Origin of the sequence: Rhizobium sp. NXC24 (assembly GCF_002944315.1) — a bacterium.
In the GTDB taxonomy this organism is placed as follows: Bacteria; Pseudomonadota; Alphaproteobacteria; order Rhizobiales; family Rhizobiaceae; genus Rhizobium.
Window position 1 is genome coordinate 4,065,430 of the sequence record NZ_CP024311.1, and the last position, 16,182, is coordinate 4,081,611.

Annotated in this window: 15 protein-coding genes; 3 read left to right on the forward strand and 12 right to left on the reverse strand. The window is 59.9% G+C overall.

Annotated elements, in window-relative coordinates:
• Positions 1–11: 11 nt before the first annotated feature.
• From NXC24_RS19865 to NXC24_RS19885, 5 genes are all read right to left on the reverse strand, one after another.
• Positions 12–1,652, reverse strand: a complete 1,641-nt coding sequence (locus NXC24_RS19865; RefSeq protein WP_104824850.1) for an ABC transporter substrate-binding protein — start codon at positions 1,650–1,652, stop codon at positions 12–14.
• A 37-nt stretch (positions 1,653–1,689) separates the two neighbouring features.
• Entirely contained in the window at positions 1,690–2,757 is a 1,068-nt protein-coding gene (locus tag NXC24_RS19870) for a dipeptidase (RefSeq protein WP_104824851.1), read from the reverse strand.
• A gap of 175 nt (positions 2,758–2,932) precedes the next feature.
• Complete coding sequence (locus NXC24_RS19875) at positions 2,933–3,958, reverse strand: ABC transporter permease (protein WP_104824852.1); 1,026 nt, start codon at positions 3,956–3,958, stop codon at positions 2,933–2,935.
• 32 nt (positions 3,959–3,990) lie between these two features.
• A complete protein-coding gene (locus NXC24_RS19880; RefSeq protein ID WP_104824853.1) occupies positions 3,991–5,532 on the reverse strand; it encodes a sugar ABC transporter ATP-binding protein in 1,542 nt (513 codons plus the stop codon).
• Between the two features lie 75 nt (positions 5,533–5,607).
• Entirely contained in the window at positions 5,608–6,537 is a 930-nt protein-coding gene (locus NXC24_RS19885; RefSeq protein WP_104824854.1) for a sugar ABC transporter substrate-binding protein, read from the reverse strand.
• A 385-nt stretch (positions 6,538–6,922) separates the two neighbouring features.
• Here NXC24_RS19885 and NXC24_RS19890 point away from each other — a divergent pair, with 385 nt between their 5' ends.
• Complete coding sequence (locus NXC24_RS19890; protein WP_104824855.1) at positions 6,923–7,432, forward strand: DUF1993 domain-containing protein; 510 nt, start codon at positions 6,923–6,925, stop codon at positions 7,430–7,432.
• An 18-nt stretch (positions 7,433–7,450) separates the two neighbouring features.
• Here the strand turns inward: NXC24_RS19890 and NXC24_RS19895 are convergent, their stop codons facing one another.
• The 6 genes from NXC24_RS19895 to NXC24_RS19920 form a co-directional block, all read right to left on the reverse strand.
• A complete protein-coding gene (locus NXC24_RS19895) occupies positions 7,451–9,007 on the reverse strand; it encodes an alkaline phosphatase family protein (protein ID WP_104824856.1) in 1,557 nt (518 codons plus the stop codon).
• On the reverse strand, positions 8,985–9,968 hold the full coding sequence (gene galE / locus NXC24_RS19900; protein WP_104825275.1) for a UDP-glucose 4-epimerase GalE: 984 nt from the start codon (positions 9,966–9,968) through the stop codon (positions 8,985–8,987). The genes NXC24_RS19895 and galE overlap by 23 nt, the downstream gene beginning before the upstream one ends.
• Before the next feature lie 143 nt (positions 9,969–10,111).
• Positions 10,112–10,795 (reverse strand): DUF1275 family protein, encoded by a 684-nt coding sequence (locus NXC24_RS19905; protein WP_104825276.1) that lies wholly within the window; start codon positions 10,793–10,795, stop codon positions 10,112–10,114.
• A 219-nt stretch (positions 10,796–11,014) separates the two neighbouring features.
• On the reverse strand, positions 11,015–11,542 hold the full coding sequence (locus NXC24_RS35745) for a hypothetical protein (protein ID WP_158704500.1): 528 nt from the start codon (positions 11,540–11,542) through the stop codon (positions 11,015–11,017).
• A gap of 500 nt (positions 11,543–12,042) precedes the next feature.
• Positions 12,043–12,231, reverse strand: a complete 189-nt coding sequence (locus tag NXC24_RS35750; RefSeq protein ID WP_104824858.1) for a hypothetical protein — start codon at positions 12,229–12,231, stop codon at positions 12,043–12,045.
• A 125-nt stretch (positions 12,232–12,356) separates the two neighbouring features.
• Complete coding sequence (locus NXC24_RS19920) at positions 12,357–12,923, reverse strand: cytochrome b (RefSeq protein WP_104824859.1); 567 nt, start codon at positions 12,921–12,923, stop codon at positions 12,357–12,359.
• Positions 12,924–13,160: 237 nt separating this feature from the next.
• Between NXC24_RS19920 and NXC24_RS19925 the strand changes: the two genes are divergently transcribed.
• The gene (locus NXC24_RS19925) at positions 13,161–14,447 is read left to right on the forward strand and encodes a nucleotide sugar dehydrogenase (RefSeq protein ID WP_104824860.1); all 1,287 of its coding nucleotides are present in this window, start codon (positions 13,161–13,163) and stop codon (positions 14,445–14,447) included.
• 7 nt (positions 14,448–14,454) lie between these two features.
• On the opposite strand, the gene NXC24_RS19930 is transcribed toward NXC24_RS19925, so the two are convergent.
• Complete coding sequence (locus NXC24_RS19930) at positions 14,455–15,387, reverse strand: SDR family oxidoreductase (RefSeq protein ID WP_104824861.1); 933 nt, start codon at positions 15,385–15,387, stop codon at positions 14,455–14,457.
• Between the two features lie 190 nt (positions 15,388–15,577).
• Between NXC24_RS19930 and NXC24_RS19935 the strand changes: the two genes are divergently transcribed.
• Positions 15,578–16,153, forward strand: a complete 576-nt coding sequence (locus tag NXC24_RS19935) for a sugar transferase (protein ID WP_104824862.1) — start codon at positions 15,578–15,580, stop codon at positions 16,151–16,153.
• The last annotated feature ends 29 nt before the right edge of the window (positions 16,154–16,182 follow it).

Genomic DNA, 16,182 nt, shown 5'->3' on the forward strand with positions numbered 1-16,182 from the left:
CTATCGGACCATCACTTCGACACGGGCCAGACAAAATTGGTGTCGAAGCTCGGGCCGAGCTTGAAGTCCTTCACATCCTTGCGATAGCCGGCGACTTCCGTCTGCTGGAAGAGGAAGACGAAGGGGCTGGCATCCAGATACTTCTTCTGGATCTCCTGATACATGGCGCCGCGCTTGGCAGCGTCGACCTCGAACAGGGCAGCCTTTGTCTCCTTGTCGAGTTCAGGTGTCGTCCAGTCGTTGCGCCAGGCGAGCGTCTTGTTGGTGCCGGCGTCGGAGTTGTCGGGATTGTTCGTGAACGTATCGGCATTGGAATGGGGATCCCAATAGTCATTGCCCCAGTTGCCGAAATAGATGTCGTGGTTACGGGCGCGATACTTGGTCAGCTTCTGCTTGCCATCGCCGGGGATGATCTCGACCTTGATCCCGGCCTGGCCGAGCGTCTGCTGGATCGAGGTGGCAACGCCCGTATCCGGCTCGATGCTGCGCACGTCCATCGTCACGGAGAAACCGTTCGGCAGGCCGGCCTTGGCAAGCAGGTCCTTGGCCTTGGCAACATCAAGCTTGAACGGATTTTCATCCAAGGAGCCAAGCATGCCCTTCGGCTCGAAGGTCTGATGGATTTCGCCTATGCCCTTGATAAGCGTCTTGCTGATGGCGTCATAGTCCACCAGGTATTTGAACGCCTGCTGCACTTCCGGCTTGGCGAGGTTCGGGTTCTTCTGGTTGAGGCTGACGTAATAGATCGTGCCCTTCGGCGCATTGGTGGAGGTAAGTTCAGCGTTCTTCTCGATGGCCGCGAGGTCGGTCGGCGACAGGTTGCGGGCAACGTCGATGTCGCCATTCTCCAGCGCCAGGCGCTGCGCCGAGCTTTCCTTCATGAAGCGGTAGATGACGCGCGCAAGCTTCGGCTTTTCACCGTAATAATTGTCGTTGCGCTCCAGAACGACAGCCTGGTTGGCGCGCCATTCGCGCAGCTTGAACGGACCGGAGCCGGCATAGCCGGTCTTTAGCCAGCCATTGCCGAAATCGTTGTCGTATTTGTTGTCGGCCGACGGCGTCACCGGTTTGACGTGCTCCATAACCAGCTTCTTGTCGACCACTTCCGCAACCGTCGCTGTCAGGCAGTTCAGCACGAAGCTCGGCGCATAGGGCTTGTCGACGGTGAAGGTGAAGGTGCTCGGATCCGTAGCCTTAGCCTTTTCCGTGACGTTGTCGCCGGTCAGGCCGAACTGGGTGAGGATGAAAGCGGGGCTCTTGTTGAGCTTGACGACGCGCTCGAAGGACCAGGCGACGTCATCGGCGGTGATCGGATTGCCCGATGCGAATTTGAGGCCGGGCTTCAGCTTGAACGTATAGGTCAGGTGATCGTCGGAGACCGACCAGCTCTCGGCAAGATCGCCCTGGATCTTGGAGGTATCGTTGATATCGAGGCGAACGAGCAGGCTGTAGCTGTTGCCGGTAACCTCGGCGGCGGAGAGTTCGTAGGCTTCGGCCGGGTCCATGCTGAGAATGTCGTCGAAGGCGAAACCTTCAACCAGCGTATCCTTCGGCGTTGTCGCGAAAGCGCTCGGCACAGCCATCGTCAAAAGCGTGAGAGCCGCACCGGCCGAAAGGGCGCGAAAGTTGCGGTTCATCTTGATCATCATCATGTTTTCGTTCCCTTATTTTAGCTTTTATTACTATCAATCACGCACGCGACTTGCTGCTCTCTCCCCAAGCAGAAGCCAGGATACGAAGCCAGTTCTCCCTGCATAGCTTCACAAGATCGGCTTCAGCATAGCCAACGTTCCTGAGCGCAGCAATCAGCTTTTGGTTGCCTGCAGCGTCGCCGATTTCTTCCGGAATCGTCGCTCCGTCGAAGTCCGATCCGAGGCCGACGCAATCGATGCCGACACGGCTGACGAGGTGGTCGACATGGCGAACCAACACCTCGATCCGGGTGTTGGCATCCGAGCGGCCGTCCTCGCGCAGCATGGCCGTCGCATAGTTCAAACCGACGATGCCGCGGCTCTCCCTGATGGCGTCGAGCTGCTTGTCGGTGAGATTGCGGGCGACGGGGGTGAGCGCATGCGCGTTGGAATGGCTGGCGACCAGCGGCTGATCCGATGTCTTCGCCACATCCCAGAAGCCTTTCTCGGTGATATGGGCAAGGTCGATGACGATGCCGAGCCGATTGCACTCGCGCACCAGCGCAAAACCAGCATCGGTGAGGCCCGGCCCGGTATCGGGCGAGCTCGGATAGGCGAAGGGTACGCCATGGGCAAAGACGTTATTGCGGCTCCAGACGGGGCCGAGCGAGCGCAGGCCGGCCGCATAGAAGGTTTCGAGCGCGACGAGATCGGCGTCGATGGCCTCGCAGCCCTCCATGTGCATCACCGCGGCGAAGATGCCCTTTTCCATGCAGTCGCGGATTTCGGCGGTCGAGCGGCAAAGCTTCCAGACGCCGGCGCGATCGAGCTTGAGGGCGATCGCCGCCATTTCAAGCGCGATATCGAGCGACGACGCCCGCTCCAGCGGCGGCGAGAGCGGTGTTGCATAATGGCCGTTGCGATCGGGATCGGCGAAGACGAGATTGCCGGAGGGGATATAGATGGCGCAGAGGCCGCCGCCCAGCCCACCGGCCTTGGCGCGGGGCGCATCGATATGGCCAGTCGATATTCCATCCCTGAACTCGGCGACCGGATCAGTTCCTTCGCGGGCATGATTCCAGAGTCTCAGTAGAACGTCGTTATGGCCATCAAATACGGATTGCATTGTCTATCCTGGATAATGCGCTCGGACGAGCGGCGGGAAGCGGCCAGAATAGAAAAGATGGCAGGATTCGCCATACCTAAATGAAAAAAATCTGCATTAGCATAGAATGTCGCAGCAAACGAAAAAGGCGGGGCCAAAACCCCGCCTCGAGATATCAGACGAAACCTTGGCCGCTTCAGTGTTTGACCCGCTTCTTCTGGCGGTAGACGTCGATTGCGACGGCGGCGACGATGATGATGCCCTTGGCGATTTCCTGATAGTAGGCGTCGACGTTCAGGAAGGTGAATCCCGAGATCATCACGCCGAGGATAACCGTACCAATGATCGTGCCGGTAATGCGTCCGACACCGCCCGTGAGCGAGGTGCCGCCGATGACGGCAGCGGCGATCGCATCCAACTCGTAGGTTACACCCATGCCAGCCTGCGCCGTCTGGACGCGGGCGGCGGTGATGATGCCGGCAAGCCCGGCCAGAAGTCCGGCAATCGCATAGACCTTTACCAGATGTGCCTCGACATTGATGCCGGAGACGCGTGCTGCCTGCACATTGGCGCCGATCGCATAGGTGAACTTGCCGTAGCGCGTGTAGCGCAGCACGATATGGAAGATCAGCGCGACAAGCAGGAAGACGACGACGGGCCAGATGCCGGTGCCGATAAAATTGAACTGATCGGTGAGGCCGGAGACCGGTTGCCCCTTCGTGTACAATTTCGACAGGCCGCGGGCCGATACCATCATGCCAAGCGTCGCGATGAACGGCGGAATCTTGGTTTTCGTGATGAGCTGGCCGTTGACGTAACCGGCGGCAAGGCCGATCAGCAGGCCGATGCCGATCGGAACGAAAAACGGCATATCGGTCAGCGCTGGATAAAGCGCCCGCGCCCAGGTCGAGGACTGTGCGAAGCTCGCCGCCACCATGGCGGTCAACCCGACGACGGAGCCCGATGAAAGATCGATGCCGCCGGTGATGATGACCTGCGTGACCCCGACCGAGATGATGCCGATCACGGAAACCTGCAGGATCATGATCTTCAGGCGCTGCACATTGAGCAGAAAGCTCTGACCGACGAAGATCCAGCCGAGGATTTCGCACAGGAGCGCAATGCCGATCAGCACCAGGAAGATGCCGAGTTCCGGCGGGACGCGGCGGCGCCTGGGACGCGTCACTGACGGTGCGGTCGCCTCTGCAACTTTGCTAACCATGGTTCAGTCCTCCCTTGCGATGATTGGCGGCGTCACTGCGCGGCCAGTTCCATCACCTTCACTTGAGTTGCTTCCGCACGATCGAGAAAACCGGTCACCCGTCCCTCATGCATCACCATGATGCGATCGCTCATGCCGAGAACCTCCGGCATCTCCGACGAAATCATGATGACAGCGACGCCGTTACGCGCCATTTCGGTGACCAGGCGGTGGATTTCCGCCTTCGCGCCGACATCGATGCCGCGGGTCGGCTCGTCCAGGATCAGGATGCGCGGATTGGTGAGCAGCCAACGGCCGATCAGCGCTTTCTGCTGATTGCCGCCGGAAAGATTTTCGATGCGCTCGTCAAGGTTCGGCGTCTTGATGCGCAGCTTGCGCGCCATCTCCTCGCAAGTCGCCTCCATCGCGCCCTCCTGCACGAAGCCGGCCCGCACGAACTTGTCGTGCAGCACGGCGACCTGCATGTTCTCGAGCACACTGAGGATCAGCAGACAGCCGGTATCCTTCCGGTCTTCCGTCAGGAACGCCATGCCGTGCCGGATTGCCGTCGCCGGCGAGGAGATATCGACCTTCTTGCCGAAAAGCTCGATCGTGCCGGACGAAGCCGGCGTCACGCCGAACAGCGCTTCGGCGACATTCGAACGGCCGGAGCCGACGAGACCCGCGACCCCCAAGATTTCGCCGGCCTTAACATCGAAGGAGACATCGGAAAACACGCCGTTCAGGGTGAGCCCCTTGACGGAAAGGACGGTGTCGCCGATCGGCACCTCTTCTTTCGGGAACATCTGGGTGATCTCGCGGCCGACCATCATGCGGATAATGTCGTCGCGGGTGACGTCGGTGGACGTATGCGTGCCGATATATTTTCCGTCACGGAACACCGAGAATTCATCGGCGATCTCGAACAGCTCGTTCATTTTGTGGGTGATGTAGACGATGCCGATGCCCTGCGCGCGCAGATCGCGTATGATCTCGAAGAGATGCGCCACTTCGCGTTCGGTCAGCGCCGACGTCGGCTCATCCATGATCAGCACGTCGGAATTATAGGATACCGCCTTGGCGATCTCGACCATCTGGCGGTTGGCGACCGAAAGCTCGCGCACCTGAATTTCCGGATCGATGGTGATGTTCAGGCGGCGAAAGAGCTCGTCGGTCTTCCTGTTCATCTCGGCATGGTCGACGAAGCCCAAGCGGTTCTTCGGCTCGCGACGGATCCAGATATTCTCGGCAACGGTCATGAACGGCATCAGGTTGAGCTCCTGATGGATCATCGCAATGCCGTTTTCCAGCGCATCCAGCGGAGACTTCAGACGAATCTCGACGCCCTTCAGGCGCACTTCGCCCTGATCCGGAATATAGATGCCGGCTAGAATTTTCATCAGCGTCGACTTGCCGGCGCCGTTTTCGCCCATCAGCGCATGCACGGTGCCGCGCTTTAGACGGAAGGAAACATCATCGAGGGCCAGCACGCCCGGAAATTCCTTGCGAATGCCTTCGGCACTCAGCAGATAGGCGGCATTGGGGACCGCGCCGCTGGCGCGCACCGCAGCCATGGTGGATGGGCTCACAACCATCTTTTCCCTCCCGGGAGCTGTCGGAATTTGGGGATGCGGGCTGTTGCGCCCGCATCCGTCGCTAACAGCGCTCTGTTAGTTCTTCTTGACGAAGTCCTTGACGTTCTGGGGCGTCACGAGCTGGAAGGGAATATAGACCTTCTTGTCGACCTTATCACCCTTGGCAAGCTTCAGCGCGGCATCGACCGCACCCTTGCCCTGACCGGCTGCGTCCTGGAAAACGGTGACGTCGAGGTCGCCGGCCTGCATGGCCGCCAAGGCGTCCTGCGTGGCGTCGACACCGCCGATGACAACCTTATCCATCGACTTTCCGGCTGCCTTCAGCGCCTGAATGGCACCGATCGCCATTTCGTCATTGTTGGAAATGACGGCATCGAATTCCAAACCGCTGGAGAGCCAGTTGGTCATCAGGTCGGAGCCCTGGGTACGCTGCCAGTTGGCAGTCTGTTCCTGAACGATCTGGATGCCCTTGCATTCGTCGGTGGCGAGAACGTCATGCACGTCCTTGGTACGCATGCGGGCTGCCTGGTTCGACAGTTCGCCCATCATGACGACGGCCTTGCCCTTGCCCTTCAGCAGGCGGCAAACTTCCTTGGCTTCCAGCGTGCCGGATTCCTGCTCGTTGGAAGCGACGAAAGCCTGTTTATCCGGCAGGCTGTCGACGTTTGCCGGTTCGCGGTTGACGTAGATCAGCGGAATTTTCGCATCAGCAGCGAGCTTCGACATGGCAGCCGTGGCATCCGTGTCGACCGGGTTTACGATGATGGCATCGACCTTACTGGCGATGAAATTCTGGATTTGGCTCTGCTGCTTGGCGACGTCGTTCTGGGCGTCTTCGACCTGCAGCGTCACACCCTTCATCGTCTTGGCATAGTCCTGCATGCCGTTGCGCAGAACGGTCAGGAAGTTGTCGTCGAACAGCGCCATCGACACGCCGATGTTTTCGGCATGGGCCGCAGTCGACAGCAGAAGCGCCATCGCGGAGCCCAGAATGAGTTTTCTCATGATTTTTCCTCCCAATTGCGGTGTCCGGCCACACCCCTCCTGAACGCCGGAGCCCTCGGTTTCGACCGCAGGGCCAACAATCCCGAGCTGCCATCTCCCATAACGGCACCTCAAAAAACGGAACAAACAAACCGTAAAATCCCATCTTCGGAATATTTATTCCATTTTTCCGTAAAAACGTCAACACTATTTTGTAGCCGCGCCGACGGAACCGGCGATCGACGCGCGATAGGGAATTTTTGGCCCAAAAAGGCTGTAAAAGCTGACGATCGAGCATACATGTGGGCCGCTCACCCTGATGGAACGGACATTCCATCGACACTCGAATGACGTAAAATACCGTCGACCTCAGGCCGAAGCCACCGACTGACAATGGAGAACCAGCATGCCCTCGATGTACCGCTTCTCAGTCCCCGTCTTTCAACGCGGCCTCGCGAATCTTGCGACCTATCTCGACGCGATCGAGGCCTATGCGGCGGAAAACGGCACCGATCCGAACGAACTTGTCGGCGCACGCCTCATTGACGACATGCTGCCGCTCTCCGGCCAATTTCAACGCGCCACCGACAGCGCCAAACTCGCTATCGCCCGGCTGACGGGCATTGACGCGCCGCGCTTCGAAGACAACGAAACCACCGTTGCAGAGCTGCGCGAACGCGTGAAGAAGACGGAGGATTTCCTGGCGACGATCACGCCGGAGACGATGCAAGGCACCGAGAGCCGCGAAGTGACGATCGCGCCCGGCGGAAACAAGATCGTGTTCAGCGGCGAGGATTATCTCGCAAGCTTCGCTCTGCCGAACTTCTTCTTCCACGTCACCACAGTGCACGACATTCTGCGCAGCCGCGGGCTGCCGGTCGGCAAGATGACCTATCTCGGCCCGTTTGCCCGATAGCCTGCTATTTAAGCTGGATCAGGGCCGGCGCGATACCGGCCCTTTTTCCGTCAGTTCGGTATAGGCGAGTGTCTGATCGAGATGCTCGGCCCTCAGCGACAGCAGCTTTTCGGCACAGGCAAGCCGAGTTGCCGCATAATCCGGGTCATCGGCGAGATTGGAGAGCTCCATCGGATCATTCGCTAGGTCGAACAGCAAGGGCGGCAGGCCGGTGAAGTGGACGTATTTGAAACGTTCGTCCCTGATGACGGCGAGATTGCAGGCATTCGACCTGAGGCCGAGATGCCGTTCCGCCTCGCCGTTAGCGATATCGCGGAAATCGAACTCCCAGAAGGCCGCATCGCGCCACCGCTCCGGCTCCGCGCCCTCCATAAAGGGCAGAAGCGTCTCACCGTCGAGATGATTGTCGGGCACGAGACCCAGGCGATCGCAAAGCGTCGGGAAAATATCGGCGGCGCTGGTGAAACGCTCCACCTGCCGGCCGGTACCGCCAGGCTGCCCGGGATCGCGGATGACCAGCGGGATATGATAGCTGCCATCGAAAAAGCCGCCCTTACCCAGCATCCAGTGATCACCCATCATTTCCGCGTGGTCTGACGTGAAGACGATCAGCGTATCGTCCCAGGCATCCGCATCCCTCAGCGCCTGCCAGATCCGCCCGAGCTGCGCATCCACTTCGGCGATCATGCCGTAGTAGGTGGCGCGGATCGCTGAGAGATCCTCAGCCGTCCAGTCGCTCGCAGGCCCCTCGCCGCCATGGATGAAGCCGCCCTTGCCGATCAGCGGGATGGCGAAGGCGAGAAAGGGATGTGCCGCCAACTCTGCCTGGCGGTCGGCAGCGCGCGCAAAAGCCGGTCCGTCGCTTGCGGCAAACATGCGGTTATAGGGTTCAGGCACCGAAAACGGCGGATGCGGCCTGAGGAACGAGACATGCGCGAACCAGGGCTCGTCCTGTTCGCCGAGCCAGCGAATGAATTCGCCGGCGAGAAAAGCCGTCTGCGTCTCATCCTTGGAGTAAGCCGGCGCGGCATTGGAGATGTCACCTGGCTTCACGCCGACGGGGATGTGGATATCACGGCTCGTCGCCCCCTCATGCCCCTTCGAGCGCAGCCATGAAAGCCATTGCTTTTCATGCTCCGGCAGAAGCTGGCGCACGCTGAAACCGGGAAGTACGCCCTCATAGGTCGTCAGATGCGGATCGTTGGGGTCCATGCCACGCGGATCCGGCGCCGTATCGGTATAGCCGAACAAGGTCGGATCATAGCCGGCGCGGCGGGCGGCAAGCGCCAGGTTGTCGAAACGCACATCCAGCGGCGAACCATTGCGGCAGACGCGATGGTTCATCTGATAAAGGCCGGTATAAAGCGTCGCCCGCGCCGGCGAGCAGGGTGCTGCTCCGGCGAAATGCCGGCGGAACAACACACCGTCGCGCGCCAGAGCGTCGATATTGGGCGTCTTCACGCAGGGGTGACCGACGGCGGAGAGACAATCGCCCCGCCATTGATCAGCCGATATCAGCAATACATTCGGGCGCTCGCTCGAAGCCCGACGCTTAATGCTGATTGGATTTGGCATGCCAATTCCAGGCGGATTCGATGATCCGCGACAGATCATATTTCGGCGACCAGCCGAGAATATCGCGGGCCTTGTCGTTATTGGCCACCAGCGTGGTCGAATCGCCTTCGCGGCGGCCGACATATTCGACGGGGAAAGGCCGGTTCGACACCGTCTCGATCGTCGACAGCAATTCCTTGACCGTCGTGCCCGTACCCGTGCCGAGATTGAGCGCGACCGATTCGCCGCCGCGCAGCAGATATTCCACCGCCCGGACATGCGCATCCGCCAGGTCGAGGACGTGGATATAGTCGCGCACGCAGGTGCCGTCGCGTGTATCATAGTCGCTACCGAACACCTTGAAGCCCTGACGGCGGCCAAGCGCCGCATCGATCGCCAACGGGATGGCATGGGTTTCCGGCGTATGCCACTCGCCGATGCGCCCTTCGAAATCGGCACCGGCCGCATTGAAATAGCGCAGCACCACGGAGCGCAGGCCCTTGTATTGATCATAATCGGCAAGCGCCTGCTCGACGATATATTTGGTGCGGCCATAGGGATTGATCGGCACCTGCCGGTGGCTTTCATCCAACGGAACGCTCTGCGGCAGGCCATAGGTCGCGCAGGTGGATGAAAATACGAAAGCCCCGATGCCGGCCGCCTGCGCCGCCGACAGCAGCGTCAGCGTGCCAATGACATTGTTCTCATAGAAGGAGACAGGATCCTTGACCGACTCGCCGACCTCGATCAGCGCCGCGAAATGCAGGATGGCGGCTGGCTTGTATTTCGCCAAGACCTCGTCGAGCCGAGCCCGATCCCGGATATCGCCCTCTTCCGCCGGACCCCATTTGACGAATTCGCGATGACCGTTGGAAAAATTGTCGTAGACGACGGGCTGAAACCCCTTATTCGCCAGATCCAGACACGTATGCGAGCCGATATAGCCGGCTCCCCCGACCACCAGAACCGTTTCTCCTGCCATGACCATCCCTTCTCAAAGACTGACTGCTCAAGCACGCAGCGTCGCGCTCGAATCCCCGCGTAGAGTTAGAGACCTGTAGATCAGTTGCAAGACCAGAAAAAGACGGGAGCTCTGCCAGCTCTAACGAAGAGCATCAGAATGGCCTATGCCGGCTTTGCCTGCGGCTTGCTTGCATGAAATAGGATTCCGACCAGCGCCATAACCGGCGGCACGAGGAAGCATTCCACGCCGGCGAACATGAAAAGCAGGGCCGCCGCGGCGCAGCCGCAGGCAAAACCGCCGACCGCAGCACCCATCCGGCCGAGTCTTGCCTTGATGGTGGCTTTCGCCTCTGGGGTGGTTCCTAGCAGGAGGTCGGCGATATCGATCATGATCTGCGTCGTCGTGCCCGTCATCAAAGTCGTCGGCGGCGCGGAGGCAAGATGGATGCGATGCAAGGCATTCTGGATAGCCATGGCTGAAACCAGCGTCATTCCGGTGAGGATCGCCTGCCAACCGTCGCCGCTGGGGAAGGGGCCGAAGCTGATGGCAAAGATGGCCGCAAGCACGAGCAGCAGGAATTTCAACGTCAGGATTATCCGCAACACCGGCAATTTGCGTCGAGATAGATCACCGCCCAACAGATGGGCGAGAATGACGACGATGCAGAAGACCGGCAGCGCCAGCAGCTTGGCAATCGCACCCGAGGTTCCCAGTACCATGGAAGCGCCGAAGGTAACGAAATTGCCGGTGACATGTGCGGTGAACAGACCGTGCAGGGCAAGGAATCCGGCAGTGTCGACATAGCCGCCGTTGATGCTGAGAAGGGTCGGCAGGCTCGGCTTCATCGGCTCCTCGCTCATTTCGATCGGCTCCGACCTTATCGCGCCATATAGCCGCCGATGTCGAGACGTTTGCGCGTCTGCCGATCAAAGCACCGTATTTCTTGCCAATCGGCAGGCCCGTAACATGTTGCAGACCGAGGTTGTATACCCTTGCCTGATTGGGTTGTGCTTTGCTAGCTTTCGGTTCAGAGGGTGGGGCATCGGTTCATGATTTTTGCAGTTTTATGGCATCTTGTACGTGGCGCCGCTAACGCTTGTCGGCTTGGAGCCATAGCGGGATCGGCACTCTTGGGGCTGGCGACTGTTGCTGCGGCCCAGGTGCCCGGCGCACCCATGCAATTCATGCTCGTTCATGCCGATCCCAGCTCCGGCAACTGTCGGCCCGAGGGCTGCGTGGACTGGATCGCGGCGGAAGGCATGATCGATGCGAGATCTCCTGGCGATCTGCGCAAGCTCCTCACTAGCATCGGTGACCGGAAACTGCCCATAATCGTCAATTCGCCCGGCGGAAATGTAGCGGCTGCGATGGAAATGGGTGAGATCATCCGGAAGCGCGGCCTGTCCGTCGCTGTGGGCGGCACGAGGCTCCAGTCCTGTCCAAGCGGCCAGCCGCTCTGTGGCGATGGCTGGCGGGCCGGCGCGAAGGGCATGGTTTATTCCGCCGGCGCCGAATGTCTTTCGGCCTGCCCTTTCGTACTGGCAGCCGGGGTTAGACGCGTCACCAGTCCCTTCAGCATCGTGGGTGTCCATCAGGTCAGGACAACCTTTGATCAGGAGCGGATAATCTATCGGGAGAAATATCAGGTCGTTAACGGCAAGAAGCACATCATCAGTCGCCAGGAGGTCAGTCGCAAATTTGTCGGACTGTACGATAGCACGAAGCTGTCGAAATCGCTGCGATCGAAGATTCTCACCTATTTCAAGGAAATGGGCGTCGATCGGTCGATCCTCGATATGGCGATGAGTGCCGCGCCAAGTTCGATACGGCTCATTACGCCGGATGAAGCAATGAAAATCGGCCTACTGACCGATAAGGTTTCCGCCGACGACTTAGTCAAGGCCGGCGCTTGCGCAGTCGGTCAGCCATTTTCGGCCTGCGTCGCGCCCATATCCACGGATTCAACGGCTCTTCTTGCCAATCCACCCTTTGCGGATTGGCAACTTAGCCCCGTGCAGGATTACCTTCCATCCTTTGCGACACCGAACAGCCAGACACAACAAAGTAGCGGCTGCGTCCGCGAGCCAAAGGACTATACGCCACGTTCAGCCTCAAGATCGGCGATTTCGTCGGAGATTTCCGTGATGCGTTGCCGGAGCTCCGCCTCGGTGCCGTCATCAACCTCTCCCTCGCCGAAACAATAGCGTGCTATATGCAGCTCGAGCTTGGACTCCAGCTCCGAGCGCCTGGCGTATAAATGGGCAAGATATGTGTTACGCATTGCGAACCACGCATTCCGAGAAATATGTCTCTGAATACTAAAATAGGTACGCTGCGAAGGGTTTCGATAGGGAGCGCCGCGACCTTTTGGCCTGCCGCGGCGATTTGAGAATGAACCGCCGGCGCTTATTTGCGCACGGGGATCATCCGGACAAGCACGCGATCCCGAAACACGTAATGGTGCCCAAGGGCGGCGGCGGCGTGAATTCCCGCAACGGCGATGATTGCCCAGGCGGTGTAGTCATGCAGTTCACCCATCACATGCCGTGTCGGCTGATCGAGGACGATCAAGGGCGGCACCGAGAACAGGCCGAAGAAGCTCGGTTCGTTGCCCGAGGCCCAGATCATCAGGAAGCCATAGGACACCTGCGAAATCATCAGTGCATAGAGAGCAAGGTGGGCAAGCGTCGCCACCGCATGCTGAAGCCCGGAGACCGCCGGGGCCGTGCGCCGGTGGGTCGCAATGCGCCAGACGATGCGCAGGATTAGGACGGCCGCAAGCAGAATGCCGAGCGAGATATGCACGAAGATCAGATCCCCGCGAAGCGGCGTCCCACGGGCTACGAAGCTTCGCGCCTCGGCCAATGTGAACATGGTCAGCACCAGAAGAGCCGTCAGCCAGTGGAACGTGATGGTGACATGGTCGTAGCGGGCTGCCCGCGCATCCGCGGCAGCCATATTGAAATTACTCATGATTTGCGATCTCCTTGGGAGGAACAAGCAGCAAACACGTGAGGTTTCCTTTTTATTCGGCTGCCTTAAGAAGACAGGCGGCTTGCAACGGCGCCCCGCCGATGCCTCTCTTGCAAAGCCTCCGCCCGATCGTCACATTGATCTGACTTGCGCCTGAATTGACGTCTCCTAACAAAGATTTGCGCTGACACGCCGCTTGGGTTTGGGCTAATTCAGGTCGATTGTTCGAGGTGGATTGTGTTGAGCGAAAAAATTGCCGTCATTGGCCTGGGTTACGTCGGATTGCCTGTTGCGATCGCGCTCGCCGGAAAATTTTCCGATGTGGTCGGCTTCGATATCAAGCCATCCCGCATTGCCGCCCTGAAAGCCGGGGAAGACGACACGCGCGAGGTGTCGCCGGCCCGCCTGAAGGAAAGTGGCCTCCGCATCAGCAGCGACATTCATGACCTGCAGGACCGTGACATCTTCATCGTCGCCGTTCCGACGCCGATCGACCGCAATCGGCAGCCGGATCTGCGGCCGATGATTGCCGCCTCGCGTACCGTCGGCCTGGCTTTGAAGAAGGGCGGCATCGTCGTCTATGAATCGACGGTCTATCCCGGCGTGACGGAAGAGGTCTGCGGCCCCGTGCTTGCCGAGGTCTCGGGCCTGCGCCAGGGCGAGGATTTTCACGTCGGCTATTCACCGGAGCGGATCAACCCCGGCGACAAGGAGCACACGTTCGAACGCATCGTGAAGGTGGTCGCCGGCGACAATGAGGAAACGCTGGAAAGGATCGCCGCCGTCTATGGCGCCGTGGTCGAGGCCGGCATTCACCGCGCGCCTAGCATCAAGGTGGCGGAGGCCGCCAAGGTGATCGAAAACACCCAGCGCGACCTCAACATCGCCTTGATGAACGAGCTGTCGATCATCTTCGAGAAGATGGATATCCGCACCGCCGACGTGCTGAAGGCGGCCAGGACCAAATGGAATTTCCTGCCCTTCACGCCCGGCCTGGTCGGCGGCCACTGCATCGGTGTCGATCCCTATTACCTCACCGCCAAGGCCGAGGAACTCGGCTATCATCCTGAAGTCATCCTCTCCGGCCGCCGTATCAATGACGGCATGGGCGCCTTCATCGCCCAGAAACTCATCAAGATGCTGGTAGCGGCGCAAAAGCCGATCAATGGTGCCCGGATCGGCATCTTCGGGCTGACCTTCAAGGAAAACGTGCCTGATCTGCGCAACAGCCGCGTGCCCGACATCATCCGCGAACTACACCAATTCGGCCTTGAGCCGCTGGTGCACGACCCCATGGCCAGCCATCACGAGGCGGAAGAGGAATATGGTGTGCGGCTGGCGGCGCTCGATGATTTCGGCAAGCTCGACGCCCTCGTGCTTGCCGTGCCGCACAAATCCTACCTGAGCGACGGTGCGGCGCAGATCCTGAATCTGTTGGGCGAGAACGGCGTGGTCGTCGACGTGAAGGCTGCCCTTGAGCAGAACAACCCTCTACTCAACGGCCACGCCGTCTGGAGCCTGTGAACGACAGTCAGTGATCCCTCTCGGCTGCGGCGACTGTCTGCCGCAGGCCGTCATCGACCGAATAGGGCGGCGACCATCCGGTAATTGCGATCGTTTCGCCGATATCGACCTGCAACGAACCGAGAAGGCGTTGCGCCGCCGCACGGCGCCCGAGCAGCGCCGCAAGCCCTTCCAACAGGCGCGGCGGTACGGGCAGCAGGAAAGCTCTGCGCCCCATTGCCGAGGAGAGTTTGCCTATCAGCTCGCCGATGGAAAGATCCGCGCCATCGCTAATCAGGAACACTCGATTTCCCACATCGGCATGGCTGATGCAAAGCAGGATGAAATCGACGAGATTGCCGACGAACACTAGGGATCTCCGGTTTGCGACCAGGCCGAAAGGCCAAGGCAACGGCCGCTTAGCCCATTTCATCAAGCTCGCGAAATTCGCCTTCACCCCAGGGCCATAGACGAGTGGCGGGCGGATGATGACGACATCCATGTTCGTCTCCTTGCCGATAGCAAGGAGCGCCTCCTCCGCCTCCCGCTTCGACTGCCCGTAGGGGTCTTCCGGATGCGGCGTATCGGACGCGGTAAACGGCTTGCCGGGCGCGGTCGCCTCACCATTGACCTTGATCGAACTCAAGAAGATGAAGCGCTTTACGCCGGCCTGCGCCGCCTGCCGCGCCAAGTTGACCGTGGCGTCGACATTGACAGCGCGAAAGGCCGCAAGCGGGTCGGCCGCGGTGTCGTTCATGACATGGACCCGCGCCGCCAGATGCACGACCGTTTCGACGTCGACGAGCGCATTGGTCCAATCCGTCCCGCCATCGATCGTTCCCAGCGCCAGAAATCCCGGCCTCGGGGTACGGCTGACCGGTCGATAGGCCATCTGTCGCCGCGAAAGCTCGGCGCAAAGCGCCTGCCCGACAAAACCCGTCGCGCCCGTCACCAGGATCATGCCTCTGCTACCCCTCGTTCTGCCCGGTTTTCACTCCCGCCATGCTTTGCACATTCCCTTTGCAGGGAACAAGCCCGGCAAAATTCGTGATGAGGGCGATTGTGAACAAGTCCGTGATATGAGATGCACTCCGCAGAAAGCCCTTATCGGCGCAATTGAGACACGAGCACCGGCAGAACCAACGGAAACGATGCCCTATACCATTGCCAAGCGCCTTTTCGATTTCCTGGCCGCCCTCGGCGCAGCCGTGGTCTTTTCCATCCCGATCCTGATCGTCGCCATCGCCGTCCGGCTGACCTCCCGCGGCCCCGTACTCTACTGGTCGGACCGTGTCGGCCGTGAAAACAGGATTTTTCGCATGCCGAAATTTCGCAGCATGCGGACCGACACCCCGGCGGTTGCCACCCATCTGCTGAAGGACGCCAACGCCTATCTGACGCCGATCGGTTCCTTCCTGCGCAAATCCAGCCTGGATGAACTGCCGCAGCTCTGGTGCATCCTGAAGGGCGAGATGAGCATCGTCGGCCCTCGCCCGGCCCTCTTCAACCAGCATGACCTGATTGCGCTGCGTACCGAGCGCGGCGTCGACGCCCTACCGCCGGGCCTAACCGGCTGGGCGCAGGTCAACGGCCGCGACGAACTGCCGATCCCGCAGAAAGTGGCTTTGGACGAAGACTATCTGCGCCGGCGCTCGTTTCTTTTCGATCTGAAGATCATCGTCCTGACGGTGCTGAAAGTTCTGCGCAGTGATGGAGTGACGCATTAACGGGACGGCGATATCAAAGGTTTTGATAT